Raw genomic sequence first — 24,472 nt, 5'->3', positions numbered from 1 at the left:
TCGACTCATTTTTGTTCAAACAAAGGCTTTCCGTCATCCGTTTTTCCTTTGTATTGTAATTTACCCTTCCGAACGGTAAAACTATTCAATCTACTCAATCTTCTGAGAAATCTCTCCGCAGATGAAAACTTTTGTTTTTCCTCAGGTGTCGGCTCGGCGGATTGGTAAGGTAAACAGTGATAATAATATGCGCGTAGCAAGGGATTTTCGCCTGTCAAGTCTTGAACCATCTTTTCGTTTCGCCCTGCCATAATGAAGCAATACATTATCCAGGTACCCGCCATCAATGAAAACTGCCGCCCTTTTTTGCAAGTCGCTCCCCTCATAACGAAATAGCGGGAAAGGTTGCCCTTTCCCGCTGACTACTCTTGACCTACCATCCATAAAAGAACGGTAGCGATCATCTCTAGAGATATTATACGCGTAAGCTCCGGAAAAGTAAACGGACAGCGTTAAAATAGTCTTTTTAATCCCACGCGAACCGCTGCTCTTTCCACGGGTCACGGTGGCTGTTATTGTATAACCATTATCGTGTCAATTTCTCCAGCCTTGCGCACAACTCATGCTGCCACTCAACGTCGCCGGTCATGCTGGCCAACAGGGACAGATTTTTGAGTGTGGCGATCTCCTAAGCCCGTTATGGCTGAGCATGACATCCCCCCTGCCAGCAGGGGGCTTGTCGGCGAAAAACAGGAGGTTTTGGCTACTGCCATGAAACCTCCTCAATACATTCGGGACCGTCGTTTTTGGGGCTCCCAACTGTTGCGGGCACCGGGTAAGCTCGCATCTGGCCGGAATCATAGGGCGCCAGCAGCGACCGTAACAGTTCAGAATCAAACCTCTCGCGATCAAGCCAAAGGTCTTCATCCTCCGGTTGCAGTATCACCGGCATCCGGTCGTGGATGTCAGCGACGACTTCATTGGGCCGGGTGGTAATGATCGTGCAGGTGTGAAGTTTCTGGCCGTCGGGCGCCGTCCAGGTGTCAAACAGGCCGGCAAAGGCAAACGGTTCTCCGTTCCGCATGGTAATTCTTATCAGCACCTATAGACTATGATATACCAATTTGGTCATTCGACTCTTTGGATACAAAATATCTTTTTGTGCATATTGGTCACCAACCTTTAATACTGTAAAAAAACAAAAAATTCTGCTATAATACCAAATACCAAATTCTACTTTTTTTGATTGAAGTGGATAAAATGAGTAGAGTTAGCAGAGAAGATCATATTGAGAAAAGATACCAACAACGGTTAGAACGAGAACGATTAGAACGGGTACAAAACTTACCTCAAATCAATACTACTTCTACGAAGAACGCGAAACAAGAAACAGTAGGTAAAACCGGACAAGACACTGTACAAATTAGTAAGGAAGCTCAAGAAGCATACAAAAAATCTACATCCGCGACACCTTCTGTTCAAATACGAGCTGTAATAGAAGGTCCGGGTGCTGGTGGAGGAAGCGTTTCATCGTCAAAAACCTCTCAAACATCTCAACAAACAGTTTCTGGTAATAAAACTAAGGAAGATAATAATAGTAAGGACAAAATTACTGGCAGTGTGATAAGAGTAATCGCTTCTTCAGCAGGGGGTGCAATTACTGGAGCTTACGCTCAACACAAAGATTATCAGAATAGAATGAAAGTTGCTGAAGCAGCAAAAAAAATAAACGGACCAACTGGTGCTCCACGAGTTAGTCCACCTGATTATGTTAAAGGAGCTATAACCGGAGCCGGTGCAGCAGCACTTGCTGGTATTGGAACTGAAATCGCTAAGTCAGTATATAATCATTATGATAACATTGCAAAGACAAAAGGAATCAATGAAGCAGTTGCAAAGGCAGTAGAGAATCGTGTAATTGCTCCGTTTGAACCCTATGCTTCGATGCCAACCCCTGAAGAGATTAGAAAGTCTAAGGGAGATTCAAAGGAGAGCATTAAGGACCGAGTTAAAAAAGGGATAAAAGAAAGTATTGAAAAAATCAAGGATTTCTTTAAGTGGTAATCTTATGTTTTTTACATGATTGAATACTTGAGGAGAAATTTTCCATGGACAACTTTGTACACAATTTTTATTTAGGGTTACAAGGAGTCTTTATTGTATATATTCTCTTTTCCCTATATTTCTCTATAATTAAAAAAGAGGGATTACGTGCCTTCTTTGACTGGAAGTTAATAAGTATTAACTTAGCGGTAGCCGTAATAATTGCTGCTATTTCAACTTTGGTTATATAAGACTACGGGGGGGATGATCCCCCTTTTTCTTATCTTTGAAATAAGCAAGTTATGTTATTTTCTTTTCCCATGCTTCCAGCAACTTGATGTCGTCCGGGTGTGATCGATCCCATTCGATGTACTCTTCCCGGGCCAATGCGGCCAGAACCTCCAACACGCCGCTGCGACTGCGGCCGGTTTTCACTCACAACTCATCCACTGTCGGCGTGCGCCGGCGCCCAACTGAGAAATTGGCAATGATGCGCAGAACTTTCCGTTCAATATCCTGCAGCATGACGTTTCACCACTGGGGCTACGGCAAGGATGTTGTCAACGGAGAATACCCGGAACGCCCTACGTGCAAAGCAGTAGGCTTTCACCCGGCCGCTGCTGATCTCATGTATCCGGACTGTTCGCTTCGACGTTCGGCCGTGGCGATCCAAATAGATGATCTCGACAAGCTGACCGCTGCTCATTTAGCGTTTTAAGTTCCCGAGCATATTCGTTCCCCTCTGCAATACGAACACGAGGCGAACATGTAAATAATAAAGACACCTGGAGAGGGGGTTGACTCATAGAAAAAACTCCGACCATCTAAAGTTGATCGGAGAAGTAGTACGTGAATGATGTTATTATAATTACTGACAATAGGAATTTCCTTAGATTATTGATGGTAAGTGAGTAAAGAATATCCTCAATTGGTGCTTGAATGAAAAAAAGGAGACAGTCTCCTGCAAAATTTGACTGCCTCAATTCATTACCCCAAGAACATTTCGTAGAGGACTTACCTCTTCACCCTGTTTATCGGATGGAGAGGATTATGCATTCATGCATAAATTATGGAAATTGGTCTGACCACCTGCCGCCACATGACGAAGTGCTCGCTACGGTCGCTCTTCTGGCCCATTATGGTGATGCCGGCGCGCCGCAGCTCCTTGGCGGCTTCTCTCTCCTTGGTGAACGCTGCTTTGCCGAGTAGACGAAGATACGCCCCATACACGATCAGAAAGCGGGTATCTGACGACACCACCAAGGGAAGGTCGTCCTGCACGTACTTTACGGCCTGACGATCTCAAACAACGTATGCAAGAAGAAAACGAACGAGAAGAGACCATTCGTCAACAACTGCAGGTTGAGACCTTATTTGAGAAACAGCAACCAAAACTCTCCCCCAATGAGGTCATAGAAGTAGCCAAAAGTCTGAAAGAGAACTGGTCCTTTCTTGAGCCGGATCACAAAAAAATGATCATGCAAACCCTCTTCTCGGAGATTACCATAGACGTCACTGGAGAGGCAGTTGGAGGTCCAGGTCGAAGAGCCCCAGCTGAGATTATTTCACTGAAAACGAACTGAAGAGGCGGATTTCCGCCTCTTCTTCATTCCAGTTAATCCCAAGCGAAACGTTGTTCGCGCCACGGGTCGCCGTACATGTGATACCCGTTCTTCTCCCAGAACCCCTGCTTGTCTTTTTCCAAAAACTCGACGCCGCGCACCCACTTGGCGCTCTTCCAGAAGTACAGGTGCGGGATGACGAAGCGGAGCGGCCAGCCGTGTTCCGGGGTGAGATCCTGTCCGTTGTGCTTGAAGGCAAACAGGTTGCCCGGCTTGAGGAAGTCGTCCAGCGGCATGTTGGCCGTCCAGCCGAATTCGGCGTGCAGCATCACGTATTTGGCCTCCGGCTTCACCTTGACCAGCTTCACGATTTCTTCCACGGGAATGCCTTCCCAGACGTTGTCCAGCTTGCTCCAGCCGGTGACGCAGTGAATGTCGTTGGTCACCTGCGCTTTGGGCAGGGCCATGATCTGCTCGTAGGTAAGCGTCACTTCCTGCTCCACCAGGCCGAAAATGCGAAAGCTCCACTGGGTCGCCAAATCGGTGTACTCCGGCACATCGCCGTAGTGCAGGACGGGAAAGCCAGTCGTCACTTTCTGATTGGGAGGCACGCGGTCATGCCTGGTTTCCAGGGTTTTGTTGGTAAACATGGGGCTTCACTCCTTTGTCCGACAGGCGTGATCGATTCCCGGGCGCAAACGCCGTCCCGCGTAGTATGTGCGGAGAGCGGCCAGCCATACGGGAACGACTCGTTGTGAGGTATACCACCTTCTTACCATATCCCGCAGGTCGCTGCAAGAAAAACACCCCCGCCAATGTGCGGGGGGGACGTCCCTCGCGAATGCGGGACAACAACCCGCACGCAGTCCGCTGCCGGACGGCGGCGTCCGCCGGTCTATTTTTTCCCTACGCGCAGGAGGGCGTGATCCACCTTGATGCACAGGTCCATGATGACCTCGATGCCGTGCTGTTTCGCCAGCGCGGCCGCCTCTTCGCTGACGATCCCCTGCTGCAGCCAGAGGGCCTTGGGTTTCAGTTTGACGGCTTCCTCGGCGACCGGCGGCACGTCCTCGCTGCGGCGAAACACGTTGACAATGTCAACGGGCTCGTCGATCTCGCTCAGGGAAGCGACCGCTTTTTCGCCCAGCACTGTCTCGCCGGCAATCGTCGGGTTGACCGGAATGATGCGGTAGCCCGCGTTTTGCATGGCGGCGGCGACCATGTGGCTGGTGCGCTCCGGCTTGTTGGAAAGGCCGACCACCGCGATGGTTTTCGCCTCCTCCAGCAGTTGGCGGCGGCGTTCGTCACTCGGATTGTGGAACATGGCTTGACAACTCCTTTACGCATTGGATTGGCTGCGGTTCATCACAAACTGGGCGAGCGTGCGGACCATGACGCCGGTTCCGCCCGCCGGCTGCATGTCGCCCGCGCTGCCGGTGTACGCCGTGCCGGCAATGTCCAGGTGGACCCACGGGGTATCACCCGCGAACTCCCGCAAAAAGGCTCCGCCGATGATGCAGTGGCCGTAACGGCCGCCCGAGTTTTTCAGATCGGCATAGCGGCTTTTGTTCAACTCGCGATACTCCTCAAACATCGGCAGCTGCCAGAGGCGTTCCCCGGCCTGCTCGGCCGCGGACAGCAGTTCGCCGACGAGCGCCTCGTCGTTGGTCATCGCGCCGGAGCAGTAGTGGCCCAGGGCGACGACGATCCCGCCGGTCAGGGTGGCGGCGTCCACCAGGCAGGAGACGCCCTGTTCCTTGGCGTAGGTGATGCAGTCGGCCAGGACCATCCGTCCCTCGGCGTCGGTCGTGATGATTTCCACCGTCTTGCCGCTCATCGTGGTAATCACGTCCCCCGGCTTGTAGGCCGTTCCCGACGGCATGTTTTCCACGCAGCCGATGACCGCGAGCACGTTCGCCCGGGGCTTGAGCTGGCCCAGCGCTTCCAACGCCCCGATCACGGCCGCCGCTCCGCCCATGTCGGACTTCATGTCTTCCATGCCGGCAACCGACTTGATGGAAATGCCGCCGGTATCAAAGGTGACGCCTTTGCCGATCAGGCCGATCACGTCCTCCCAGGTCTCTGTTCCCTGGTATTTCACCGCGACGACGTACGGCTCTTCCGCGCTGCCCCTGGCGACGGCCAGCACGCCGCCCATGCCCATTTCCTCCAGTTTATCTTTTGTCAGCACCTCGTACGCCATACCGTAGCGTTCGGCCACGGCCACCGCCGCGTCTTTCAGGGCGCGCGGCGTCAGGTAATTGCCCGGTTCGTTGACCAGCGTCCGCGCCAGGTTGGTTCCCTGCGCCAGCGCTTCGCCGCGCATCACGCCCAGCATGGCGCTGGCCGCTTCCTCGTCGCTGCCGACGAGAAGCTGCACCGTCCCCAGCGGCTCCGTCTCCCGCTTCGGCTTTTGCCGATAGCCTTCGTAGTGATACGCCGCCAGGCAAAACGCCTCCGTCACCGCCTGCGCGAAGCGGCCGGTCGACAGCTTCCGCCCGCCGCGCAGATCCACGGCCACGGTTTTGCCGCTGCCTTTGCCTCCCACCGTCTTGGCGGCCCGCCCCCAGGCGGCGCGGATGGAGACGAAGTCGGCCTTCTCCCGGTCACCCATGCCGATGACGATCAGCTTTTTGGCCACAAGCCGGCCCATTGTGTGGACGACGGCCACCGCCTTGGCCTCCCCGCTGATTTCCTTGTCCCGCTGCAGCGCGGCCAGCCCGCCTGCAAACCGTTGATCCAGCTCCGGATACACCTGCGCCAGCTCCTCCTCTTTCCACAGCGGGATCACCAGCTCATCGCACGGAACGGTCCACCATTCGCTCCGTTTTTCTACCGTGACGTTCATATACCCTTCCTTCTTTCTCTGTGATAGGATAAAACTACGGGCACATGCATGCCTCAGCGTGTGCCCAGACTCAGATGCAGGGAAGGAAACGGGATGGCTTTCGCTTCCGTGTACGGAATGGCGTCCGCCTGTGGCAGCGCGGCCGTGCAGTCGTCGAGAAAACGGAGAATCACGTCGACATCGAGATCCCAGTGGCGCGGACCGTATCTGGCCAGATATTTGCGGGCGTTGGCAAACATCAGGCGCGCACCCTTGACGTTGCCGCCGGAGAAGTGATACAGCCCGACCGCCATCTGCAGCAGTCCCTGGAGAAACTTGTTCGATTTGTCTTCCATCCAGATTTCCTCAAGCAGGTCGTGGCACTCGTAGTACTCGCCGGCGTTGAACTTTTCGATAAACCGTATGTACTGCTCGGGGTATCGCATGGTCAACCGCCACCGTCCTTCCGCTTTCCATCGTAACACAGATTGCCCGGTCTCGAAATCCTGACGAAAACTTTACGGATGAGCGAAACGCCGTTCTGTTACAATAAACGCAGACGCAGCAGAAAGGAATGGATCTTTCTATGGCAGCAATACTCGACAACTTTCCGTTATGGGCGGCTCTGATTGCCATAGGAATTGCCCAGTTGATCAAAATCCCGCTTCACTACATCGCCACCCGGACCTGGCAGTGGTCGCTGATGTTCAGCACAGGCGGCATGCCCAGCTCCCATTCATCCGCGGTGACCGCCCTCTCGACGGCCGTGGGCATCCGGGAAGGGTTCAGCAGCAGCATGTTCGCCATCTCCGCCATTATCGGGGTCATCGTCATGTTCGACGCGGCCGGTGTCCGCCGCCACGCCGGCATGCAGGCAGTCGTGCTGAACAAGCTGGTGGACGAATTCAACCACCTGCTGGAGGGGATGAAGACCTTCAAGGTGCGTCCCAACCAGGAAAAGGCCCAAAAGCTGAAAGAACTGCTCGGCCACCAGCCGATCGAGGTATTCATCGGCGGATGGCTGGGTGTCATGATCGCGCTGATCACACATAGGTTGATGTAGGGCGGCAGGAGACCGCCGGAGTTGTCCCGCACCGGAAACGGAGCCGGGCAGCGCCGTTTCGGGGAGGGAGAGCATGCGCATCGTTTCCATTTGTCCGAGCAATACGGAAATCCTCTATTATCTGGGACTGAGCGATCAGGTGGTCGGTCTGGACGACCACTCCGACTGGCCGGGCGAATGGCAGCACCTGCCGCGCGTCGGACCCGATCTGTCCATCGACATGGAGAAAGTGGAGGCGCTGCGGCCCGATCTGGTCGTCGCCTCGCTCAGCGTTCCGGGCATGGAAAAAAACGTGGAGGAACTCGCCGCCCGGCGGATTCCCCATCTCGTGCTGAATCCGTCGCGGATCGCCGACATCCCCCAGGACATCCGGCTGGTGGGCGAGGCCACCGGTACGGAACAGGCCGCCGAACGGCTGGCCCAGCAATTTGCCGAAAGAGTGGAAACCATCCGTCAGGCGGCAGCGCGGCGGGGCACCCGGCCGAAGCTGTACTGGGAATGGTGGCCCAATCCGATCTACACCCCCGGACGAGACAACTGGCTTACGGACGTAAGCGAAATTGCCGGGGGCGTCAACGTGTTCGCCGACTTTCCCTGCGCCAATGTCAAAGCGACCCGCGACATGGTGCGGGAGCGGAATCCCGATCACATCTGTGTCGTCTGGTGCGGCATCGAGCTGCGCCGGATCAAACCGGCGATGATCACCGACCGGCCCGAGTGGCGGGAGATGGACGCCATCCGCCGCGGGCGCGTCCATCTGCTGGAAGAAGGACTCTACTGCCGCCCGTCGCCCCGCATTCTGGACGGGTTGGAGCACCTGGTCAAGCTGCTGCACCCGGACGACGTCACCTGAGAGCGTGTTTCCCCTGTACACAAGCAAAGGATTTGCCGCCGGCATCAACACCGGGGCAAATCCTTTTGTGTGTTCCCATCCCGCTAAAGTCAGTGGATGGGGTCGGCCATCGCCGCGATTCCTTTTTCGTTCAGTCGGGTCATCATCGCTTCCGTCACCTTGCCGTCGCCGCGGCGGATGACGTACACGTCCAGGGCTTTTTTGCCCCACTGCTTGAACACATCCTGCTTGGTTTCAAAATAGAGGTCGATCTTGTGGCCGCGAATGGCCCCTCCTTTGTCCGCCACCACGCCGTAGCCGTAACCGGGTATGTACAGGACCGTTCCCAGCGGAAACACGCGCAGGTCGGCGGCAATGGTGGAGTATTCATCCCGGCGAACCCTCACGCCCGAGTATGTAATGCCGTAAGACGGATGGGACGGATGTTTGCCCGTCGATTCATACCCGGCGTAATACCCCGTCGCCACGACGCGAACCTTGGGATACTGCTCCAGCATCCGTTCGTTCTTGTCGGTCATCGGGAGGAAGGAGCTGGTGGAAACGGTCCGTTTCTTGACGACCTGCCTGCCATCCCTCGTCTCCGTGACGCCGAATGCGGTCTGGACGGAGCGATCCCCCATCACATTGTAGCCCAATCCGTCGGTCGCGAAGCCGGTCAGTACGGTAACGCCCAAGACGATCATACTCACCAATCGCTTACCATTCATTCTGTAAAAAACCTCCTCTCGGTTCTAGTCTTGTCCCGAAGAGAAGGAAACTATACACAAAATGACCTCATTACAAAAATATTCTGGATCTTGCGGCACAAAAAAGCCGCCCCGTGCCGGGAGGCGGAAGCTCCTGTCGCCGAGAAGGTTGTGCAGCCTGAACAGAAAAAGGCAGACCCCGCAAAAGGCCCGCCCGAACCGTCGTTAAAACATCCGATACCCTTTTTTCCGCAGCGTTTGGATCGTCCAGCCGCTGACCACCGTGCCCGCCATGCCGCATCCCAGGATGATCGCGTCCCAGGGGCCGGGAACGATTTTTTTGTACAGCAGCGCCCCGACCACCACGCCGATGACGAGCACCACCGGCAGCCAGGTCGTCCGCAAAATCATGTTTATGATAAAACCGATGCCAAAACCGAGCACGGCAAACAGCACAATGGACACCACAAATTGCAGCAAACTCATCGCCCGTTCAATCCTCCAGCCTTCTGGACGTATCGGCATTCGCGTCCAAACCACGTCCGTTTCCGCTTTTTAGTGTAGCCCAATCCCCGGGGGAGGTCAATCGGAAAAGCGGCGCCGCCCTGTGCAGGCCCAAACAAAAGAGCCGACGTTCGTCGGCTTTCGGCTAAGCTTTGACGGCGGAAGCGGCCGTCATCGGTTCGGAATGAGTCCCGGTGCCGTCACAGCCCGGACAGTTCTCGGTGCCGCCCAGCAGCAGTTGGAAATACCCCTGCCCCTTGCAGTACGGGCATTGTTCTTGTTCGGTTCTCATGGTGACCTCTCCTTTCCCATCCACCTGGGAAATAAATTGTATTTTCTGATTTTTTAGATGTGTCTTACTATAACAGAGAATCCGCAGGCACGACAACGGGAAAATCACTCGGAAAACGGAAAAAAACCGGGATGTAAGCGGCTGCATCCCGGTTTTTCTGTCTATTTCTCACGAATGCGAGAAGATTTTATAGCGGGTGTACTGAAAGACGGGCTCGATACCGTACTCCCTCCCGGCGAGTCCCTGCTCCCTGGCGGTGAAACGGGGCAGTATGATCTTCAGCTAGGTGGCCGCGAGCGGATCATCCAGCAGCCGGCGAATCGGCAGGAACGCGGCCTCATCGATCTCTCCCTCCTGCGGCCGTAGCTCCCCGCTGACATAGTCCATCCAGAAGACCACCACAAAAACCCCCGGCATTTCGCCGGGGGCATTCGTGCATGTCTGTCCTGCTTTCCCAAACCGCCTGCGTTTCGCCGGCCCTTTTCTTCGCGCTACTCGTCGTCTGCGTCGAGCAGGCCGTTGTCGATCATGTAGCGGAGATTTTCCCGGTCCCGCTCCCGCCCTTTTTCTTTCAGGCGTTCGATCGCGGGCAGGATCAGGATGTCGACTTCGCGCTGCACGTGCTGGGCCAGGTCGTAGCGGCCCTGTTCCTCCAGGTAGGCGCCTACCTCCATCAGCGCGTTGTAGCGCTCCAGTTCATCCCTTGTCAGCAATCCTCTGACCTGAATACTGGCGTGACGCATGGCTGCCTCTTACAACCGCACTTTTTTCATGGCCAGGCCGACCCCGCCGATCTTCCACAGGTAGCGGAGGTCGCTCGCCTTCTTCATCAGGGCGGCGGTGCTGCCGAACAGCTTTTTCGAGCCGACCATGCCGATGCCTTCGCCTTTGCCGAGCGATGCCAGGGTGCCCTGCAGCGCCGGAACGAACGGCTGCATCACTTCGCCGCGAATCAGGGCCACCAGGTTGTCGCCCAGGTTTTCCCCTTCCTGTACGGCGATCTGGGCGGTCGGCGGATACGGACGGCCCTCGGCGTTAAAGATCAGGGCGCAGTCGCCGACGACAAACACGTTTTCGTAGCCCGGCGCGCGCAGGTACTCGTCTACCTTCACGCGGCCGCGCATGACTTCGAAGCCGGATTTCTCCACGATGCTGTTGCCGCGCACACCCGCCGCCCAAACGACGGTTTTCGACTTGATCTCTTCGCCGGTAGCCAGCAGGACGCCATCTGCGGTGCACTCCTTGATCGGCGTGCCGATCTTGAACTCGACGCCTTTGCGGCCCAGGACGTCCATCGCGTAGCTGACCAGCTCCGGATCAAAGCCCGGCAGAGCGGTCGGCGCCGCTTCGATGCAGTAGATTTTCACCAGTTCCGGATCGACGTCAAACTCCCGGCACAGCTCCGGAACGCGGTCGGCCAGCTCGCCGCAGAACTCGATGCCGGTGAAGCCGGCTCCGCCCACCACGAAGGTGAGGTAATCGGTGCGCTCCGGCTCGTTTTTGTACTTGGCGAACATGTACTCGATGTGCTCGCGGATCTGGCGCACGGCGTTGATGCTGCGGATGCTGAACGCGTATTCTTTCAAGCCTTGGATGCCGAACGTTTCCGGCTCGCTGCCCAGACCGATCACCAGGTAGTCATAGCTGAGCACTTCGCCGTTTTCCAGCGTGACGGTTTGTTCGTCCGGCTGGATGGACTGAACGGTGCCTTTTACAAAGTTCACCTTGTTCATGTCGATGATCTGATCCAGGCTGACGCGGGCGTGGTCGGCGGAAGCGGTGCCGGCAGCCGGCTCGTGCAGCCAGGTGGTGATGTAGTGGTAGTTGTGCTTGTTGACCAGCGTGATTTCCGCTTCGTTGTAGTTCAGCTTTTTCTGCAGCTTCAGCGTGGTCAGCAGGCCTCCGTATCCGGCGCCGAGGATGAGAATTTTGGGTGTGCTCATGGTATCCCTTCCATTCGTGTTATGATAGGCATTCCCTGGAAGTTTGTGCGAAATTTCACGTGATTGGATACGCTTAAGATGCCCTGAACGACCGCTCCTGTATAAACGGAATAATTGCCCTGCCAGATCCGGTGCTCCAATCTGTGAAAAAAAGCACAATCCAGGAAACAAAAAATTTTGTCAAATTCGTTACATTCACACTCATATTAAAAGGAGTCGACAAGATTTTCAAGTCATTTTTGCCCATCTCCCCTTTTTTTCTCTTCTTTTTTTCGTTTACAGGTATGGGTATAATAGGAAAGGATGCTTTCAGAATATTTCGGAGGTGCTTGAGATTGAACCTTCTGCAAAAGGACGAGCAGGTGTATGACATTACCATTATCGGAGGCGGCCCTGCCGGCTTGTTCACCGCGTTTTACGGCGGGATGCGCCAGGTTAGCGTAAAGATTATCGAAAGCATGCCGCAGCTTGGCGGTCAGCTTTCTGCCCTGTACCCGGAAAAATACATATACGATGTGGCCGGGTTTCCGAAAGTGCTGGCCCAGGACCTGATCAACAATTTGAAAGAGCAGGTCTCCCGGTTTCAACCAACCGTCTGCCTGGAGGAAAAGGTGGAAAACGTCGAGAAGAAACCGAACGACATTTTTGAAATCACCACCGACAAAGGCATTCACTACTCGCGCGCCGTCATCATCACCGCCGGCGTGGGCGCGTTTGAGCCCCGCAAACTGGAACATCCTGACGCCGCCAAGTACGAAAAAGCCAACCTGCACTATTTCGTCACCGATCTGAACTCCTTCAAGGGACAGCGCGTAGCCGTCATCGGCGGCGGCGACTCCGCCGTGGACTGGGCGCTGATGCTCGAACCGATTGCCAAGGAAGTCACTCTCATCCACCGCCGCGACAAGTTCCGCGCTCACGAACACAGTGTCGAAATGCTGATGTCCTCCAGCGTCAACGTCACCACGCCGTATGAAATCGCCGCCCTGCACGGCGACGAACGCATCGAACGGCTCACGATCGTCAACAACGTCACCAAAGAAGAGCGCGACCTGGAAGTGGACGCCGTCATCGTCAACTTTGGCTTCATCTCGTCTTTGGGACCGATCAAGAACTGGGGACTGGAACTGGAAAAAGGGGGCATCCTCGTCAACTCCCGCATGGAGACCAACATTCCGGGGATCTACGCGGCCGGCGACATCGCCACCTATCCGGGCAAGGTCAAACTGATCGCCGTCGGCTTCGGCGAAGCGCCTACCGCTGTCAACAACGCGGTCGCCTACATCAATCCGGATGCGAAACTGCAGCCCGGCCACTCCTCCAGCATGGACAATTTCAAGTCGTAACCGTTCGCAGCAGCGCCCTGCCAGCCGTTATCTTCGGCTGGACAGGGCTTTTTTTGTCGGGCAAGCCCGAACAAGCGTCCCACCCGTCCTTCCGCGTGGGACGGCCCGTTTGCCTGCGCCAGCCGCTCTGCATAGGGGATGCCGCCCCGGCGCACAGTAGGGAGAGAACGACGCCACAAGATAAGGAGGGATCCATCCGGCCATGGACCATCTCTGTCCCGTCTGCAACGGCCTCATGCCCTACCAGGAAGCATGCCCCCGCTGCGGCCGCCCGTTGGACGACGCCGGACGGCTGTATGACTACTACGGCGATTACAGCCCGTACCTGGAGATCGACGACTCCAAGCTGAACAACGGCTTTCCCGACCGGCTCCACCACCACTGCCTGCACGTGGGCTGGTGTCCCGCCTGCAGGCAGGAGCATCTGTCGGTGATCGAGGAGTGGAGCAGCCAGGCGCTGCAGGACCAGTCGCCGCCCTTTACTCCGGATGCAGGGGAATCTCCACGGTAAAGCAGACGCCATCGTCCGTGTTGGCCGCCCGCAAATGGGCACGGTGCAGCCGGGCAATCCGCTGCACAATCGCCAAGCCCAGGCCGAACTCCCCCTTCTCCCCTTTCACAAACTGCTTGAACAGCGCTTCCTCCTCCGGAATGGGCGGCCCGTCGTTGCCGATGCGCAGCACCGCCTTTCCGGCTTCCTGCCGCAGCGAGAGGAAAATCCGCTCCCGGGCATAGCGCGTCTGGTTGTCCAGCAGGTTTTCCAGCAGGACGCCCCACTGCTCCCTGTCGCCCGTGACGGTCACCGGCTCCAGTGACTCCTCCCAGCGGACGTCGGTCCGACGCCAGCGCAGCCGCTCCCATACATCGCAGGCCAGCTCGTCCAGGCGAAACGGCCGGTGCTCCGGCCGGCGCGTCTCCAGATAATCCAGCTTGGTCATGTAGAGCAGGCCGCGAATCCGTTTTTCCAACCGCTCCGCCTCGCTGTCGATCACCTGCACCGACCCCTGCAGGTCTCCGCGCGGATAAATCCCGTCCAGGATCGACTGGGCGTAGCTGCGAATCACCATCACCGGCGTTTTCAGCTCGTGGGAGACGTCCTGCAAAAAGGCCTGCTGGGCTTCATCCTGCCGAACCAGCCGCTCCCTCATCCGCTCGATCGAACGGGCCAGCCGGCCGATTTCGTCGCTGCGGTCCGTCACGAACGGCTCGTGCCAATCCCGGTCGGCGATCCGTTTCACCCGCTTTTCCATCTGCACCAGCGGACGGGTGAGGTAGCGGGCCAGCCAGATGCAGGGCAGCAGGCTGGCCACCAGCACGATCCCCAGGATCAGGAACAGCCGGCGAACCAGCGTGCGCACCAGGTCGTTCAAGTAGGTCTCCCACACGTACGACACCAGGTACACCGTCCTGCCGCTCGCCTGTTCCCGGCGAATGACGTAGAAAATGGTGTCGTCGTCCACGCTGCGGATATACCGCTGGACGTCGGGCAGCTGCGTGCGAATATCCTCCCCGACCATCTCGACAAACGAGCGCGGCAGCATCCGTCCGACAATCGGCCTGCCGTTTTCGCGAAAGAAGACGTGGTTCACCGTGCGTATGTTATTCCTCTCCAGTTCCCGCCTGAACAGCCTGTTTTCCTCCAGGGGAGGCCGGATGTAATCCAGCAGCGTATCCTGGGCCGTCTCGATGGTGGCGAAGACTTCCCGGGTAAAAAAGCTGCGCAGCGTCCACGGAAACAAAAGCGCCAGGAGGATCGCGACGCCCAGCGTGATGCCGGCGAAGACCAGCCAGATCTGGACAGCCAACGGGTAGTTTTTCATGAGCCGATCATCCTGTAGCCAAATCCGTACAGGGTTTCCAGCCGCAGCTCCGGCATTTTCTTGCGCAGGCGGCGCACCAGATCGTCGACGACGCGGTCGGTCCCGTCGTAATCATCGCCCCAGATGCGGCGCAGGATGCTTTCCCGTTCGAACGCCTGGCCCGCATGCTTGGCAAACAGCAGGGGCAGATCGAATTCCTTCATCGTCAGCTCGATCTCTCCCTCCGCCGAACGCACCTGCCACCCTTCGTTTTGCAAATAGGAGGTGAGTACCCGGTCATCTTCCACCAGATAAATGAGATAGCTCACGTTCATGCCTCCTCCGTCTTCCCCCTGCGAATGCCGGCATCCCGTCCGGCCGGCCCATTCCATGAAAAAAGGACGCGTACGGGGACACGTCCTTTTTGGTTCCTATTGTACCGAAAACCGGCGGCTGCCCGCTAGTTTTTCTTCTGTTCCAGCTTTTTGGCGAGGTGCTGGTTGACCGTTTTTACCTCGTCCAGGAGCTTCGGCAGCACGTCCTTGATCTTCTCGGCGTCACCGGATTGGATCGCGGCGTCGAACGCCTCGTGGGTCTGTTTAAACTGTTCCATCACGGCGCGCATCGCTTCCGCGTCTTTTGGATTGCGCTCGCCGAAGTTCTTGACGCGCCATTCTTTCAACTGCTGCTTCATCTGCTCGCGGGTGATCTCGCCATTTTTCACCTGCTCGTGCAGTTTTTCGCTCAGCGCTTTCCATTCCTCCCGCAGCTTTTGTTTTTGCTCGTCCTGGCCGTTTTGCTCCCGCACCGCCTTCAGTTCCGTCATCAGGCGTTCCCGTTCGGCAAAAGCGGCTTTCCATTCGTCCACGCTGTCCGGCGTGTACTTTTCGGCCAGCAGGGTCAGGTACATCTGACGGTGTGCATTCAGGTGCATCCCGCGGTGCCATTTGCCTTTTTGGTGTTCGCCTTGATACTCGTGCTGCGCGCCGACCTGTCCGGCCTGGATGAGCTTCGCCGCCGGCCGTGCCTGGGTGTCCGCCGCGTGTACGCCGGCCGGAATCGCCAGACCCGTCACGAGTGCTGTCGCCAAAACGCTTTTTTGCCAAAGTTTCATGTTCCGTCACTCCTTTTTGCGTACTGATCTGGTCATGATGCCGGTTGCTTCCCGGCTGCAGGTAACAGTCTAAGCAAACAATGTGGCACGATTGTCAAGCGAATGTGAAAAATTGTGAAATGGCCTGGCTACAGCGGCCGCAGCCCGTCCCTGTCCAACCCCAGCCTCTCCACCAATCCCATCTGTTCGAGATCGTTCCGGGTTTTCGGCGTGCCCAGCCGGTAGATCGTGCGGTAAATCTCGCGCAGGTTGTCGTCGTACTCGTCGTTGTCCCGATCCGGCATGTCGCTCCACAAGGTATGCCCGTGCATCCCCGTGCACGCAGTGGTTGAACAGGTCGCGCAGCATTCCCGCTTCCACCTCGGTCGCCTCGATCTCAAAGTCGTAGGTGGAATCGCCCTTGACGTCGCGGATCTCGGCCACGGTCGTCCCCGACTGCAGCGTGATGTAATACCGGTTTCTTTCCAGGGCCACCATCTCCTCTGCTTCAAACTCGGCCCTGCCGTAAGCCGAGCGTATGAAGGTTGCATGCAAGCATTCCCTTTCTATCATGCGCCGGGCAGAGGGAAAATATGTATCTCGCAATCTAAAAAAATTGTAATCATGTAGCATATTTTGCCTTGACGACTCACATGAAGTCATCATATACTGGCCTCGTTAACGATAATGATAATCGTTATCATACATTTTTTATTCTTACAAGGAGGTTCATCCATGAAGTTCCATTTGCTCAAACCGCTTTACACCACGACCCTGATCGCCGCGATTCTCGCAGGTGCAGCACCTGTCCTCGCCGCTCCTGCCGATGCGGGTGCATCCGAAGCTGCTGCTGCGGCCCCGGCAGAAATTTCCGAACTGACGCTTGAGCAGGCGATTGAAAAGGCAATCACCAGCAACATCGACCTGAGGCTGCTCAAGCTCGACAGCGACTCCGCCTATTACACAACACGCCTGACTTTATTGGGCACGAAAGCGACGAAAGTAGATTCCATCAAGACCTTGAGCAGTGCCAAATCGAAATTCGAGACAGAAGCAGATGCGATCAGGGATTACAAGGTCGCCGAGTCCAACTGGAAAATACAAGAAAACAACGTCCGACTCAATGTACACAAAGCGTATTTTGATGTACTGGCAGCGAAAGAGAAGGCGGACTTGCAAAAGAAGTACGTCGAAATGATGAACGGGGACAACAACAACGACGCTCAAGAAACACTCCGCGAACTCGAAGCCAAGTATCGTGAGGCGCTTGCCAAACTGAATCAACTGATGAACGAAAAGAGCGACAAAGAGTGGAACCTGGCAGCCGTGAATTATTCCGCCTTCCAACTGCTCCCGGTCGACGAATACAAAAAAACCGCCTACGAAAGACGCCCCGATCTGGTGAAAGCCTCCGCCGAAAAAGCATTTTACCAAGCCAAAGTAAACTACATCAGCCAGTACGCCTCCCTCAGTACCTACCCTGGGCGTATCGCACAAATTGAGCTGACAAAAGCCGAGCTTTTGTGGCAAACGGCCCAACGGAAAGCTGACCAGGAAATCGCGGCCAATTACGAGAAAGTGATTCAGACGAAACAAGCCATGGAGGAAAGCAGCGCAAGTCAAAAATCGGCGGAAGAACGTTACCGTCAAACCTACATCGACTACCTGAACGGAAAAGCATCCGCATCTGAGCTGGCCGACCGTAAGGAAAAATGGCTGGACAGCATTGCCGAAAGCATTGATTCTGCGTATCAATACAATGTTGCGGTAGCCACTTTGCAATATTCCATCGGATTTTAATCGCCCCATTACCTGCATGGCCCTATATCCGCTATGCCGGCAAGCTGGCTCTTTACGGAATGGAGACGAAACCATAGTATCGCGCGTTTGTCGAGAACCCTGGAGTAAATCAGGTGTTTGCACTACGTAACAAACGGGCTTCATCATAACAAAAGCGTGGCGGTCAAGAACCTGTTCACACGTTCTGTCCGCCACGCTTTTCCTGCTGCTGCTCCTCTACTTGTTTTCTTTGCGCAAATTGTGCCCTGTATTTTCCCCCGTATGGGGAGGCGTGCTGCGAGAGCCGGCCGCAGCCTCAGTCGGCCGTTTGTCCTTGTTGTTGTGCTTTACCATCTGGGATCTCCTCCTGCGTGTAGGATACCCCTGTAGGATGTCCTGCGGCAGAATGGAAAAAACACCCTGACCCGCACTGCAGGCCAAAGTGTTTTGAGAGGTCGTGCTCTTCTTTGTTCGTTTGCTTTATTTCACCACGAGTGTGGCGACCATTTTGCCGTGATCGGGACCGCAGACGACGTTGCAGAAGATTTTGTACTCGCCCGGCTTGTCGACGGTCAGCGTCTTGCTGCCCTCGTTCTGGATGTCCACGTCCAGCCCTTCAATGCCGATACCGTGGAAGCCTTCGGTCGACTTGAAGTTGATCGTAAACGGCTCACCCGCTTTTACTTCAAATGTATCCTGGTTGAACTTCCAGTTGCTCGCCTCAATGTTGATCGCCGTGCCGGACGCCGCCGGAGCGGGTTGGCTGCTCCCTTGAGCCGCTTCCTGTTTGTCGCCGCCGCAGCCTGCCAGCATGACGGACAAGACTGCTGCCGACATCATGAGACCCCACATTTTTTTCATAAGACACCCTTCTTTCATGCAATGTCTTCACGTTCTACAATTTCATTGTAGCGAAAGAAATCGGTCCAGAATCTGCCAACCTGTGAACGAATCTTGACGAACCGGCGAACGATTGGTGAACGCCGCTGGCGGCCGCTTCCCTACCCGCGCTTCTCATCGATGCCGTACTTCTCGCTGTCCCTGCGGGCGTTCCACCATGCCAGCGCTCGCTGTTCCAGCGCCTTGACAAACGCGTCTTTGCCGGCGACGTACGCAGCAATGTCGGCGGGAAACCGCTCCGCCAAACGCCGCTTCAGGTCACGGTAGGCCGCCGCTTCCTCCCGAAACATCTCCGGCCAGCGGTCGTCGTACGCTACAACCTCCACGGTTCGCATCGAATCGCCTCCCGCTTCTCTATTCCTCCTCCCCTGCTCCAACTCCTTCCAGCCCGTAAAAGGGGCGATATCCCCTATGCATGTCAACGGGGAGCGAGGTTCGCCTCCGTCGAGCGAGGATCATCTACGTCTTCGCCGGCAAAAAAGAAACCCTCGCCGGCATCGCATGACCGTCATGCAATGCCCACGAAGGTTGTGTCCTCTCGTTATGCGTCTTACTCGTCGCACTTCTCCGGCTTGCCCTCGGCCAGCGCCGTTCGAAACGACGCGCCGCAGCCGCAGGAGGCGACCGCATTGGGGTTGTCGATGGAGAAGCCGCCGCCCATCAGCGATTCCTTGTAGTCGATTCGCGTGCCTTCAATGTATAGATAGCTGTCCTTGTCGACAACAATCTTGATTCCGTCCTGTTCGAAGGTGTGGTCGCCTTCCTTCATTTCCTGATCCCAGCCCATCCCATAGGTAAAGCCGCTGCAGCCGCCCGGACGGACGCCTACGCGCAGGAACAGCTTGGGATTGTTTTCCGCAGCCAGCATCTCCTTTACCTTCCGGCTGGCTTGTTCCGTCAATGTGATCATCTCGTTTCCCTCCTTCACCGGCGGTTTCCATTCCATGAGGCACCACGCAAACGCCGTGTTCCTTTTTACAGGGTGCCGCTTTCTGCTTTCAGTATACAAAAGGAAGACGCGTTTTCACAAGGCTGCCCTGCACTTCGGGCGCCTGCCCCCTTCCCCCACTGAACACGCCTGCCCAAACAAAAAAAGAGGGGTTGCCCTCCTCACGCAAAATGCGCCTTGTTTTCCAACATGTAAAAGCGATACGGTTTTGACTTTTTGCCTACCTTGGACAGACTATGATCCAATTGGTTCAGTTCGTTGTGAAGTTGATCAATCTGCTTACTGTATTCCAGGACATCCGGATGATCCAACCCAAACTCTAACCCCATTTTCACCATACGCTGTCGAAGGAGTTCGATTTTTTCGAGTACCATATCTCGCATTGCTGAAGCTCCTCCTAAAGATAGATAAGGCGTTCGTACCTTCATTTCATTTACATTTTACAGGAACTGCAGCCATAAAGCAATCAAAATTTCCTTATATAACCATGAAAATACCGGGTTTTTGGCGATATTTGCAAGATTTTTACAGGTGGGACGCTGCTAAACTTCTGATATTGTTCCACCTTCCCAAGAGGTTTATAATTATAGATGCTTTTGTGAACGATTGACGGATCAGCCCTGACCACCCGCATCAGGGCAACCGACCGGACGAAATCTGAGAAGGGAAGTGTTCGGATGGCGCTTGACACCTTAACCATCCAAGACCAATCGCTGGCCGGCGTGGCGGAAAAGGTCATTCACGGCGAGCGGCTTACACTGGAAGACGGCCTCACCCTGTTCAACTCGAACGATCTGTTGACCATCGGCCAACTGGCCAACCTGGTCAACCAGCGAAAAAACGGGAATAACGTCTATTTTATTCAAAACATGTACATCAACCCGACCAACGTCTGTGAGGCGCACTGCAGGTTCTGCGGTTTCCGTCGAGATCTCGGGGAAGACGGCGCTTACACGATGAGCATGGACGAACTGCTGCACTACGTCGGCTCGCGGTATCGCGAAGGCATCCGCGAGTTCCACATCGTCGGCGGACACAATCCGCACGTGCCGTTTGACTATTACGTGGACACGATCCGCACCCTGAAAAAGGCGTATCCGCACGTAACGATCAAAGCGTACACCGGCGCGGAGATCGAATTCTTCACGCGCATCTCCGGCCTGTCCATCAAGGAAGTGCTGCAGGAGCTGATGAAAGCCGGGCTGGAAAGCCTGACCGGGGGCGGCGCGGAAATCCTGACGGAGCGGTACCGCATGAAGATGAGCCCGGAAAAGGCCAGCACGGACATGTACCTGCAGGTGCACCGCACGGCTCATCAGCTCGGCCTGAAGACCCACACCACGATGCTGTACGGCTCCATCGAGACGCTGGAGGAGCGCCTGATTCACATGATCCGCCTGCGCGAACTGCAGGACGAGACCAACGGCTTTCTGGTGTTCATCCCGCTGGCGGTGCAGCCGATCAAGGCGTCGGCCGGCATCAAGCGGCGCAACTCGGCGATCGACGACCTGAAGACGATGGCCATCAGCCGCCTGATGATGGACAATTTCCAGCATATCAAGGCGTACTTTATCAACATCGGCACGCAGTTGACGCAGGTGTCCCTGACCATGGGCATGTCCGACGTGCACGGCACGCTGATCGAAGAGCGCATCAGCCACTCCGCCGGTGCGCTGACCCAACAGGCCCTCACCGTCGACGAACTGGTCTGGCTGATCAAAGGAGCCGGCAAACGCGCGCTGGAACGGGATACGTTCTACAACGTCATCAAGGAACACTGAGAACCGGACCCGCGACACGACATGCCGCCATACCTTCATCGCAAGCTGGCGCCTCTCTTATGGGCGTCGGCTTGTTTTGTTTCGCCCCCGTGTCGGACTGCTTCCCCAGAGGGTTCAGCGGATGACATTCAGACGTCGTCCGCATTAGGTTCCACCAAAAAAAGGCACGCCGAAGCATTCGGCCGTGCCTTTTTCATCCACCTGTCTTTAAAACGGGAATCCGTCATCCTCCTCGTCTTCCCGCAGCTTTTTCTTGATGTTCGCCAGAAGCTCCTCCGCAGTGGCCGCCTGGACCAGGTCGCCGTTCACCAGCGCAAACGGCTGCATGTAGCATTCGCCGCAATGGCCGAGACAGCCGTACTCCAGCACGTCCACATCCAGCTCGGGATCGTTTTCCAGCGCCTCCATCACGGATTTTGTATAGGAAGAGACGTTGCTCGCGCAAAATTCAACTAATGGCTTCATCCATTTTCACCTGCCGTCAACATGGACTGTTCTCCTCATCGTGTACCGCGTCATGGCAAACGCTGCGGTCACAGGGGATTTTTCCGGCGAACCCGCACGCGGAATGCGTCGTCAGCGCCGGCATTCCCGGTTTCGTGCGAGCCCTCCAGACCCTCCCCCTATCATAGCAAACTGAGGCCTGATCGCAACTGGTTTCCCCCCTGGCAGGTGCAGTGATCCGCGAATGAACGGGAAAAAGATTCTGCTTGCAATTTGCGCAAAACAGACTAACAATAGAATGGGTGCTGTAAAATAACGGACAGAAGAAAGGACTAGACCTTCTATGAAACGACTTGTGATCCTTGGCGGAGGGTACGGGGGTCTGCGGATTATCGAGCGGGTCCTGTCCCCGGATTTGCCTGACAACGTCTTTGTGACGCTTGTGGACCGGATGCCGTTTCACGGCTTGAAAACGGAGTATTACGCCCTCGCGGCGGGAACGGAACCGGAAAAAGCCGTGCGCGTCCCGTTTCCAAGCGATCCTCGTTTGACGACAAAATTCGGGGAGGTAACCGGCGTAAATATGGACGAGCGGATCGTCACGTTCGCAAACGGTGACACCCTCTCCTACGACTGGCTGGTTATCGCGCTCGGATGTGAAGACCGTTATCATGACATCCCGGGAGCGGAACAATATACCCACTCGATTCAAACCATGAACGCGACCCGCAACACCTACGCAGCCATCAACAACCTGGACCCGTACGGTACAGTGACGATCGTCGGCGGAGGTTTGAGCGGCGTGGAGCTGGCCTCCGAACTGCGGGAAAGCCGCCCGGACCTGAACATTCGCATTCTGGACCGCGGCCCGAGCATTCTCAGCCCGTTCCCGAAAAAACTGCAGCAGTACGCCTCCCAGTGGTTTATCGAACACGATGTGCAGTTGGTCTCCATGGCCAGCGTCAACCGCGTCGAGCCGGGCGTGGTCTACAACCACAACGAGCCGGTGGAAACCGACGTCACCGTCTGGACGGCCGGAATCCAGGCCAGCCGCATCGTGCGCGCTCTGCCGATCGAGAAGGACAACATCGGCCGGGCCAAGCTGAACCAGTATCACCAGATTCCCGAGTATCCCAACGTGTACGTGGTGGGCGACTGTGCCAGCCTGCCCATCGCCCCGAGTGCCCAATCGGCGGAACTGCAGGGTGAACAGATCGCCCTGATGCTGAAGAAGGACATCAAGGGCGAAGAATACCCCGCTTCCCTGCCGGACATCAAGCACAAGGGATTCCTCGGCTCGCTGGGCAAAAAGGAAGGCTTTGGCGTAATGGGCAAAGTCTCCCTGGTCGGCCAAATGCCCCGCGTGATGAAGAGCGGCGTGCTGTGGATGTACAAGAAGCATCTCGGATAGTGCGGATCAAGATGAACAAAGCCTTTCGGTTCCTCGCCGAAAGGCTTTTGACTTATGTTTCCCCGAGTGCCGCTATCGCTTCTGCACCCGCAGGACGAGCGGCCTCCACCATTCACGCTTTTTGTAAATGCATCACTTACTTAGCGATTCCATACTCGCAATATACATGAAATTGTTAATAAACCCGCCCTCCTTCTGGAGGAAAATCTCCTTCAATTCTCCCGTCTGTAAATTGTAATAGTAGATTCCCCTTTCCTTGTTGCGGGTGGGGTCGGTGCTGCCACCAAGAAGATAAATACCCTTCCCGTCTTTGGACAGGTAGGTATTGCTTCCGGTAGTGATGGGCAAGTCAAGTTTCCGTCTCGTCCCCGTATCGATGTCCACCAGACTGAATTCGACCGGCGGCTGGTTGATCTTTGGCGAAGTGACCAGCAGCAGCTGCCCGCCTCTGGCCGAAATCCCCATAATTTGCTCGTTTTCAAGCTCGATGATCTTCCGCTTCTGCCTGGTGGCGTTGTCAATTTCGATCACGGTGTGGTTGGCCGGCACCATCGGGGTCTGTGTCTTGTTGGCGTACATCAGTTTTTCATAATCCTCTTTATCTGAATACTGCACAAGATACGTCTTGTTCGAATCCGGATTGTAGCCTGCGGTCCACGTGTTCGTGTCCGTGTCCTGCTCGTCGATAAATTCGAGCCTTTTCGTTTGTTTCTCGTAAAAGGCCGTTTGCAGCACGCGCTTCCCTTTTTTGGCCGCGACAACAATCAACGGCCCTTCAGGAGTCGTCGGAATGATGTGATTGATGGCAAATAGATCGTTGGATAGCTGTTCGGTTTTTCGGTCGAGCAAATCATACGCAAACAATTGATCGCCCTTATCATCCACATCTGCAGAGTAGTACAGCTTGTGATCCGCCTTCGACACAACCGTCAGTGGGTATTGGGACGTATACGGGACATCATTGACCTTCGCCAATTCCCCGGAGGCTAGATCGTAGGTGTACACCCGCATCACCATACCGCCCTCGGGACTTTTGCCATTCACGTACTCGGTATTCGTAATCGTCAGGTAATCACCCGACGTCGACGCAGGGTGGGGTGACGTTGGAGTACTTGCTGTCGGCCGATTTGCATCAGCAGTTCGGTCGGGGACAAGCTCACACCCTTGAAGCACACCACAGAAAAGCAGTGCGGCTGCAATGCCTGTGCCCGTTTTGTATAATCGTCGCATCATTGTTGCCTCATTTCACTGCAGCCA

The 24,472-nt window shown here is 55.8% G+C and carries 34 protein-coding genes and 1 pseudogene; 10 read left to right on the top strand and 25 right to left on the bottom strand.

Going from position 1 to position 24,472, the window contains the following annotated elements; translation table 11 throughout:
- Positions 1-526: 526 nt before the first annotated feature.
- Positions 527-625 carry a DUF7667 family protein gene (locus tag FOI68_RS24380; protein WP_462475946.1) on the bottom strand — a complete coding sequence of 33 codons (99 nt, stop codon included), beginning with the start codon at positions 623-625 and terminating at the stop codon, positions 527-529.
- A 78-nt stretch (positions 626-703) separates the two neighbouring features.
- Positions 704-1,024: an SOS response-associated peptidase gene (locus FOI68_RS17465; RefSeq protein ID WP_143863889.1), complete on the bottom strand. Its 321-nt coding sequence runs from the start codon at positions 1,022-1,024 to the stop codon at positions 704-706.
- Between the two features lie 176 nt (positions 1,025-1,200).
- Here FOI68_RS17465 and FOI68_RS17460 point away from each other — a divergent pair, with 176 nt between their 5' ends.
- Positions 1,201-2,004, top strand: coding sequence for a hypothetical protein (locus tag FOI68_RS17460; RefSeq protein WP_143863888.1), 804 nt, complete (start codon positions 1,201-1,203; stop codon positions 2,002-2,004).
- Positions 2,005-2,048: 44 nt separating this feature from the next.
- Positions 2,049-2,234, top strand: a complete 186-nt coding sequence (locus tag FOI68_RS17455; protein ID WP_029098421.1) for a hypothetical protein — start codon at positions 2,049-2,051, stop codon at positions 2,232-2,234.
- Between the two features lie 49 nt (positions 2,235-2,283).
- On the opposite strand, the gene FOI68_RS24055 is transcribed toward FOI68_RS17455, so the two are convergent.
- From FOI68_RS24055 to FOI68_RS17440, 3 genes are all read right to left on the bottom strand, one after another.
- Positions 2,284-2,418: a helix-turn-helix domain-containing protein gene (locus FOI68_RS24055; RefSeq protein WP_255433664.1), complete on the bottom strand. Its 135-nt coding sequence runs from the start codon at positions 2,416-2,418 to the stop codon at positions 2,284-2,286.
- A gap of 73 nt (positions 2,419-2,491) precedes the next feature.
- On the bottom strand, positions 2,492-2,689 hold the full coding sequence (locus FOI68_RS24375) for a WYL domain-containing protein (protein ID WP_143863887.1): 198 nt from the start codon (positions 2,687-2,689) through the stop codon (positions 2,492-2,494).
- 350 nt (positions 2,690-3,039) lie between these two features.
- The gene (locus FOI68_RS17440; protein WP_143863886.1) at positions 3,040-3,246 is read right to left on the bottom strand and encodes a hypothetical protein; all 207 of its coding nucleotides are present in this window, start codon (positions 3,244-3,246) and stop codon (positions 3,040-3,042) included.
- Positions 3,247-3,296: 50 nt separating this feature from the next.
- Here FOI68_RS17440 and FOI68_RS17435 point away from each other — a divergent pair, with 50 nt between their 5' ends.
- Entirely contained in the window at positions 3,297-3,566 is a 270-nt protein-coding gene (locus FOI68_RS17435) for a hypothetical protein (RefSeq protein WP_044900436.1), read from the top strand.
- Between the two features lie 32 nt (positions 3,567-3,598).
- Here the strand turns inward: FOI68_RS17435 and FOI68_RS17430 are convergent, their stop codons facing one another.
- From FOI68_RS17430 to FOI68_RS17415, 4 genes are all read right to left on the bottom strand, one after another.
- Positions 3,599-4,195: a sulfite oxidase-like oxidoreductase gene (locus FOI68_RS17430; protein ID WP_029098419.1), complete on the bottom strand. Its 597-nt coding sequence runs from the start codon at positions 4,193-4,195 to the stop codon at positions 3,599-3,601.
- 245 nt (positions 4,196-4,440) lie between these two features.
- The gene (locus FOI68_RS17425) at positions 4,441-4,869 is read right to left on the bottom strand and encodes a CoA-binding protein (protein WP_143863885.1); all 429 of its coding nucleotides are present in this window, start codon (positions 4,867-4,869) and stop codon (positions 4,441-4,443) included.
- Between the two features lie 15 nt (positions 4,870-4,884).
- On the bottom strand, positions 4,885-6,393 hold the full coding sequence (locus tag FOI68_RS17420; RefSeq protein ID WP_044900435.1) for a leucyl aminopeptidase: 1,509 nt from the start codon (positions 6,391-6,393) through the stop codon (positions 4,885-4,887).
- Positions 6,394-6,446: 53 nt separating this feature from the next.
- A complete protein-coding gene (locus FOI68_RS17415; RefSeq protein ID WP_029098416.1) occupies positions 6,447-6,818 on the bottom strand; it encodes a DUF309 domain-containing protein in 372 nt (123 codons plus the stop codon).
- A 140-nt stretch (positions 6,819-6,958) separates the two neighbouring features.
- On the opposite strand from FOI68_RS17415, the gene FOI68_RS17410 reads away from it, so the two are divergent.
- Positions 6,959-7,435, top strand: a complete 477-nt coding sequence (locus tag FOI68_RS17410) for a divergent PAP2 family protein (RefSeq protein WP_029098415.1) — start codon at positions 6,959-6,961, stop codon at positions 7,433-7,435.
- A gap of 73 nt (positions 7,436-7,508) precedes the next feature.
- A complete protein-coding gene (locus tag FOI68_RS17405) occupies positions 7,509-8,288 on the top strand; it encodes a cobalamin-binding protein (protein WP_143863884.1) in 780 nt (259 codons plus the stop codon).
- 89 nt (positions 8,289-8,377) lie between these two features.
- On the opposite strand, the gene FOI68_RS17400 is transcribed toward FOI68_RS17405, so the two are convergent.
- From FOI68_RS17400 to FOI68_RS17380, 6 genes are all read right to left on the bottom strand, one after another.
- Positions 8,378-8,995, bottom strand: a complete 618-nt coding sequence (locus tag FOI68_RS17400; RefSeq protein ID WP_029098413.1) for a 3D domain-containing protein — start codon at positions 8,993-8,995, stop codon at positions 8,378-8,380.
- Positions 8,996-9,199: 204 nt separating this feature from the next.
- A complete protein-coding gene (locus FOI68_RS17395) occupies positions 9,200-9,460 on the bottom strand; it encodes a YuiB family protein (RefSeq protein ID WP_029098412.1) in 261 nt (86 codons plus the stop codon).
- Positions 9,461-9,623: 163 nt separating this feature from the next.
- Positions 9,624-9,770, bottom strand: a complete 147-nt coding sequence (locus FOI68_RS23575) for a YuiA family protein (RefSeq protein WP_185973975.1) — start codon at positions 9,768-9,770, stop codon at positions 9,624-9,626.
- Between the two features lie 282 nt (positions 9,771-10,052).
- Positions 10,053-10,187 (bottom strand): NUDIX hydrolase, encoded by a 135-nt coding sequence (locus FOI68_RS24045; protein WP_255433663.1) that lies wholly within the window; start codon positions 10,185-10,187, stop codon positions 10,053-10,055.
- 74 nt (positions 10,188-10,261) lie between these two features.
- Positions 10,262-10,513 carry a hypothetical protein gene (locus FOI68_RS17385; protein ID WP_029098410.1) on the bottom strand — a complete coding sequence of 84 codons (252 nt, stop codon included), beginning with the start codon at positions 10,511-10,513 and terminating at the stop codon, positions 10,262-10,264.
- A gap of 9 nt (positions 10,514-10,522) precedes the next feature.
- Positions 10,523-11,713 carry an NAD(P)/FAD-dependent oxidoreductase gene (locus tag FOI68_RS17380; protein ID WP_029098409.1) on the bottom strand — a complete coding sequence of 397 codons (1,191 nt, stop codon included), beginning with the start codon at positions 11,711-11,713 and terminating at the stop codon, positions 10,523-10,525.
- Between the two features lie 335 nt (positions 11,714-12,048).
- Between FOI68_RS17380 and FOI68_RS17375 the strand changes: the two genes are divergently transcribed.
- Positions 12,049-13,059 (top strand): NAD(P)/FAD-dependent oxidoreductase, encoded by a 1,011-nt coding sequence (locus FOI68_RS17375; RefSeq protein ID WP_143863883.1) that lies wholly within the window; start codon positions 12,049-12,051, stop codon positions 13,057-13,059.
- A 202-nt stretch (positions 13,060-13,261) separates the two neighbouring features.
- Positions 13,262-13,570 carry a hypothetical protein gene (locus FOI68_RS17370; RefSeq protein ID WP_255433662.1) on the top strand — a complete coding sequence of 103 codons (309 nt, stop codon included), beginning with the start codon at positions 13,262-13,264 and terminating at the stop codon, positions 13,568-13,570.
- On the opposite strand, the gene FOI68_RS17365 is transcribed toward FOI68_RS17370, so the two are convergent.
- The 4 genes and pseudogenes from FOI68_RS17365 to FOI68_RS24035 form a co-directional block, all read right to left on the bottom strand.
- Complete coding sequence (locus FOI68_RS17365) at positions 13,539-14,879, bottom strand: sensor histidine kinase (RefSeq protein ID WP_143863882.1); 1,341 nt, start codon at positions 14,877-14,879, stop codon at positions 13,539-13,541. The genes FOI68_RS17370 and FOI68_RS17365 overlap by 32 nt on opposite strands.
- Positions 14,876-15,094: pseudogene (locus FOI68_RS24040) on the bottom strand (winged helix-turn-helix domain-containing protein); the annotation flags it as partial. The gene FOI68_RS17365 and the pseudogene FOI68_RS24040, both read right to left, overlap by 4 nt.
- Before the next feature lie 224 nt (positions 15,095-15,318).
- Positions 15,319-15,972 carry a hypothetical protein gene (locus FOI68_RS17355; RefSeq protein ID WP_044900430.1) on the bottom strand — a complete coding sequence of 218 codons (654 nt, stop codon included), beginning with the start codon at positions 15,970-15,972 and terminating at the stop codon, positions 15,319-15,321.
- A 128-nt stretch (positions 15,973-16,100) separates the two neighbouring features.
- On the bottom strand, positions 16,101-16,268 hold the full coding sequence (locus tag FOI68_RS24035) for a hypothetical protein (protein WP_255433661.1): 168 nt from the start codon (positions 16,266-16,268) through the stop codon (positions 16,101-16,103).
- A 418-nt stretch (positions 16,269-16,686) separates the two neighbouring features.
- Here FOI68_RS24035 and FOI68_RS17345 point away from each other — a divergent pair, with 418 nt between their 5' ends.
- Positions 16,687-17,751, top strand: coding sequence for a TolC family protein (locus FOI68_RS17345; protein WP_143863880.1), 1,065 nt, complete (start codon positions 16,687-16,689; stop codon positions 17,749-17,751).
- A 459-nt stretch (positions 17,752-18,210) separates the two neighbouring features.
- On the opposite strand, the gene FOI68_RS17340 is transcribed toward FOI68_RS17345, so the two are convergent.
- From FOI68_RS17340 to FOI68_RS17325, 4 genes are all read right to left on the bottom strand, one after another.
- Positions 18,211-18,591 carry a cupredoxin domain-containing protein gene (locus tag FOI68_RS17340; RefSeq protein WP_029098402.1) on the bottom strand — a complete coding sequence of 127 codons (381 nt, stop codon included), beginning with the start codon at positions 18,589-18,591 and terminating at the stop codon, positions 18,211-18,213.
- 140 nt (positions 18,592-18,731) lie between these two features.
- On the bottom strand, positions 18,732-18,965 hold the full coding sequence (locus FOI68_RS17335) for a GrpB family protein (protein WP_143863879.1): 234 nt from the start codon (positions 18,963-18,965) through the stop codon (positions 18,732-18,734).
- Between the two features lie 215 nt (positions 18,966-19,180).
- Positions 19,181-19,540 (bottom strand): iron-sulfur cluster insertion protein ErpA, encoded by a 360-nt coding sequence (gene erpA / locus FOI68_RS17330; RefSeq protein WP_044900428.1) that lies wholly within the window; start codon positions 19,538-19,540, stop codon positions 19,181-19,183.
- 200 nt (positions 19,541-19,740) lie between these two features.
- The gene (locus tag FOI68_RS17325; RefSeq protein ID WP_029098400.1) at positions 19,741-19,962 is read right to left on the bottom strand and encodes an aspartyl-phosphate phosphatase Spo0E family protein; all 222 of its coding nucleotides are present in this window, start codon (positions 19,960-19,962) and stop codon (positions 19,741-19,743) included.
- 294 nt (positions 19,963-20,256) lie between these two features.
- Between FOI68_RS17325 and mqnE the strand changes: the two genes are divergently transcribed.
- A complete protein-coding gene (gene mqnE, locus FOI68_RS17320; protein ID WP_029098398.1) occupies positions 20,257-21,360 on the top strand; it encodes an aminofutalosine synthase MqnE in 1,104 nt (367 codons plus the stop codon).
- A gap of 207 nt (positions 21,361-21,567) precedes the next feature.
- Here mqnE and FOI68_RS17315 read toward each other — a convergent pair whose 3' ends face one another.
- Complete coding sequence (locus FOI68_RS17315; protein WP_029098397.1) at positions 21,568-21,825, bottom strand: DUF1450 domain-containing protein; 258 nt, start codon at positions 21,823-21,825, stop codon at positions 21,568-21,570.
- Positions 21,826-22,147: 322 nt separating this feature from the next.
- Between FOI68_RS17315 and FOI68_RS17310 the strand changes: the two genes are divergently transcribed.
- Positions 22,148-23,215, top strand: coding sequence for an NAD(P)/FAD-dependent oxidoreductase (locus FOI68_RS17310; protein ID WP_029098396.1), 1,068 nt, complete (start codon positions 22,148-22,150; stop codon positions 23,213-23,215).
- 132 nt (positions 23,216-23,347) lie between these two features.
- Here the strand turns inward: FOI68_RS17310 and FOI68_RS24030 are convergent, their stop codons facing one another.
- Positions 23,348-24,448, bottom strand: coding sequence for a hypothetical protein (locus FOI68_RS24030; protein ID WP_255433660.1), 1,101 nt, complete (start codon positions 24,446-24,448; stop codon positions 23,348-23,350).
- Between the last annotated feature and the right edge of the window lie 24 nt (positions 24,449-24,472).

It is taken from the genome of Brevibacillus sp. LEMMJ03, from assembly GCF_007197875.1.
GTDB lineage: Bacteria > Bacillota > Bacilli > Brevibacillales > Brevibacillaceae > Brevibacillus > Brevibacillus thermoruber.
This window is presented reverse-complemented; position numbering and strand designations above follow the sequence as displayed.

What these genes read in the sequence shown, in the direction of transcription:
- FOI68_RS17415 (WP_029098416.1), bottom strand. Translation starts at nt 6,818, where the DNA reads ATGCGATACCCCGAGCAGTACATACGGTTTATCGAAAAGTTCAACGCC.
- FOI68_RS17380 (WP_029098409.1), bottom strand. Translation starts at nt 11,713, where the DNA reads ATGAGCACACCCAAAATTCTCATCCTCGGCGCCGGATACGGAGGCCTG.
- FOI68_RS17400 (WP_029098413.1), bottom strand. Translation starts at nt 8,995, where the DNA reads ATGAATGGTAAGCGATTGGTGAGTATGATCGTCTTGGGCGTTACCGTA.
- FOI68_RS24030 (WP_255433660.1), bottom strand. Translation starts at nt 24,448, where the DNA reads ATGATGCGACGATTATACAAAACGGGCACAGGCATTGCAGCCGCACTG.
- FOI68_RS17465 (WP_143863889.1), bottom strand. Translation starts at nt 1,024, where the DNA reads ATGCGGAACGGAGAACCGTTTGCCTTTGCCGGCCTGTTTGACACCTGG.
- FOI68_RS17435 (WP_044900436.1), top strand. Translation starts at nt 3,297, where the DNA reads ATGCAAGAAGAAAACGAACGAGAAGAGACCATTCGTCAACAACTGCAG.
- FOI68_RS17355 (WP_044900430.1), bottom strand. Translation starts at nt 15,972, where the DNA reads ATGAAACTTTGGCAAAAAAGCGTTTTGGCGACAGCACTCGTGACGGGT.
- FOI68_RS17430 (WP_029098419.1), bottom strand. Translation starts at nt 4,195, where the DNA reads ATGTTTACCAACAAAACCCTGGAAACCAGGCATGACCGCGTGCCTCCC.
- FOI68_RS17340 (WP_029098402.1), bottom strand. Translation starts at nt 18,591, where the DNA reads ATGAAAAAAATGTGGGGTCTCATGATGTCGGCAGCAGTCTTGTCCGTC.
- FOI68_RS17345 (WP_143863880.1), top strand. Translation starts at nt 16,687, where the DNA reads ATGAAGTTCCATTTGCTCAAACCGCTTTACACCACGACCCTGATCGCC.
- FOI68_RS17420 (WP_044900435.1), bottom strand. Translation starts at nt 6,393, where the DNA reads ATGAACGTCACGGTAGAAAAACGGAGCGAATGGTGGACCGTTCCGTGC.
- FOI68_RS17410 (WP_029098415.1), top strand. Translation starts at nt 6,959, where the DNA reads ATGGCAGCAATACTCGACAACTTTCCGTTATGGGCGGCTCTGATTGCC.
- FOI68_RS17315 (WP_029098397.1), bottom strand. Translation starts at nt 21,825, where the DNA reads ATGAAGCCATTAGTTGAATTTTGCGCGAGCAACGTCTCTTCCTATACA.
- FOI68_RS17370 (WP_255433662.1), top strand. Translation starts at nt 13,262, where the DNA reads ATGGACCATCTCTGTCCCGTCTGCAACGGCCTCATGCCCTACCAGGAA.
- FOI68_RS17455 (WP_029098421.1), top strand. Translation starts at nt 2,049, where the DNA reads ATGGACAACTTTGTACACAATTTTTATTTAGGGTTACAAGGAGTCTTT.
- erpA (WP_044900428.1), bottom strand. Translation starts at nt 19,540, where the DNA reads ATGATCACATTGACGGAACAAGCCAGCCGGAAGGTAAAGGAGATGCTG.
- FOI68_RS17425 (WP_143863885.1), bottom strand. Translation starts at nt 4,869, where the DNA reads ATGTTCCACAATCCGAGTGACGAACGCCGCCGCCAACTGCTGGAGGAG.
- FOI68_RS17385 (WP_029098410.1), bottom strand. Translation starts at nt 10,513, where the DNA reads ATGCGTCACGCCAGTATTCAGGTCAGAGGATTGCTGACAAGGGATGAA.
- FOI68_RS17395 (WP_029098412.1), bottom strand. Translation starts at nt 9,460, where the DNA reads ATGAGTTTGCTGCAATTTGTGGTGTCCATTGTGCTGTTTGCCGTGCTC.
- FOI68_RS24375 (WP_143863887.1), bottom strand. Translation starts at nt 2,689, where the DNA reads ATGAGCAGCGGTCAGCTTGTCGAGATCATCTATTTGGATCGCCACGGC.
- FOI68_RS17310 (WP_029098396.1), top strand. Translation starts at nt 22,148, where the DNA reads ATGAAACGACTTGTGATCCTTGGCGGAGGGTACGGGGGTCTGCGGATT.
- FOI68_RS17325 (WP_029098400.1), bottom strand. Translation starts at nt 19,962, where the DNA reads ATGCGAGATATGGTACTCGAAAAAATCGAACTCCTTCGACAGCGTATG.
- FOI68_RS17335 (WP_143863879.1), bottom strand. Translation starts at nt 18,965, where the DNA reads ATGCGAACCGTGGAGGTTGTAGCGTACGACGACCGCTGGCCGGAGATG.
- FOI68_RS23575 (WP_185973975.1), bottom strand. Translation starts at nt 9,770, where the DNA reads ATGAGAACCGAACAAGAACAATGCCCGTACTGCAAGGGGCAGGGGTAT.
- FOI68_RS17460 (WP_143863888.1), top strand. Translation starts at nt 1,201, where the DNA reads ATGAGTAGAGTTAGCAGAGAAGATCATATTGAGAAAAGATACCAACAA.
- FOI68_RS24045 (WP_255433663.1), bottom strand. Translation starts at nt 10,187, where the DNA reads ATGCCGGGGGTTTTTGTGGTGGTCTTCTGGATGGACTATGTCAGCGGG.
- mqnE (WP_029098398.1), top strand. Translation starts at nt 20,257, where the DNA reads ATGGCGCTTGACACCTTAACCATCCAAGACCAATCGCTGGCCGGCGTG.
- FOI68_RS17365 (WP_143863882.1), bottom strand. Translation starts at nt 14,879, where the DNA reads ATGAAAAACTACCCGTTGGCTGTCCAGATCTGGCTGGTCTTCGCCGGC.
- FOI68_RS17405 (WP_143863884.1), top strand. Translation starts at nt 7,509, where the DNA reads ATGCGCATCGTTTCCATTTGTCCGAGCAATACGGAAATCCTCTATTAT.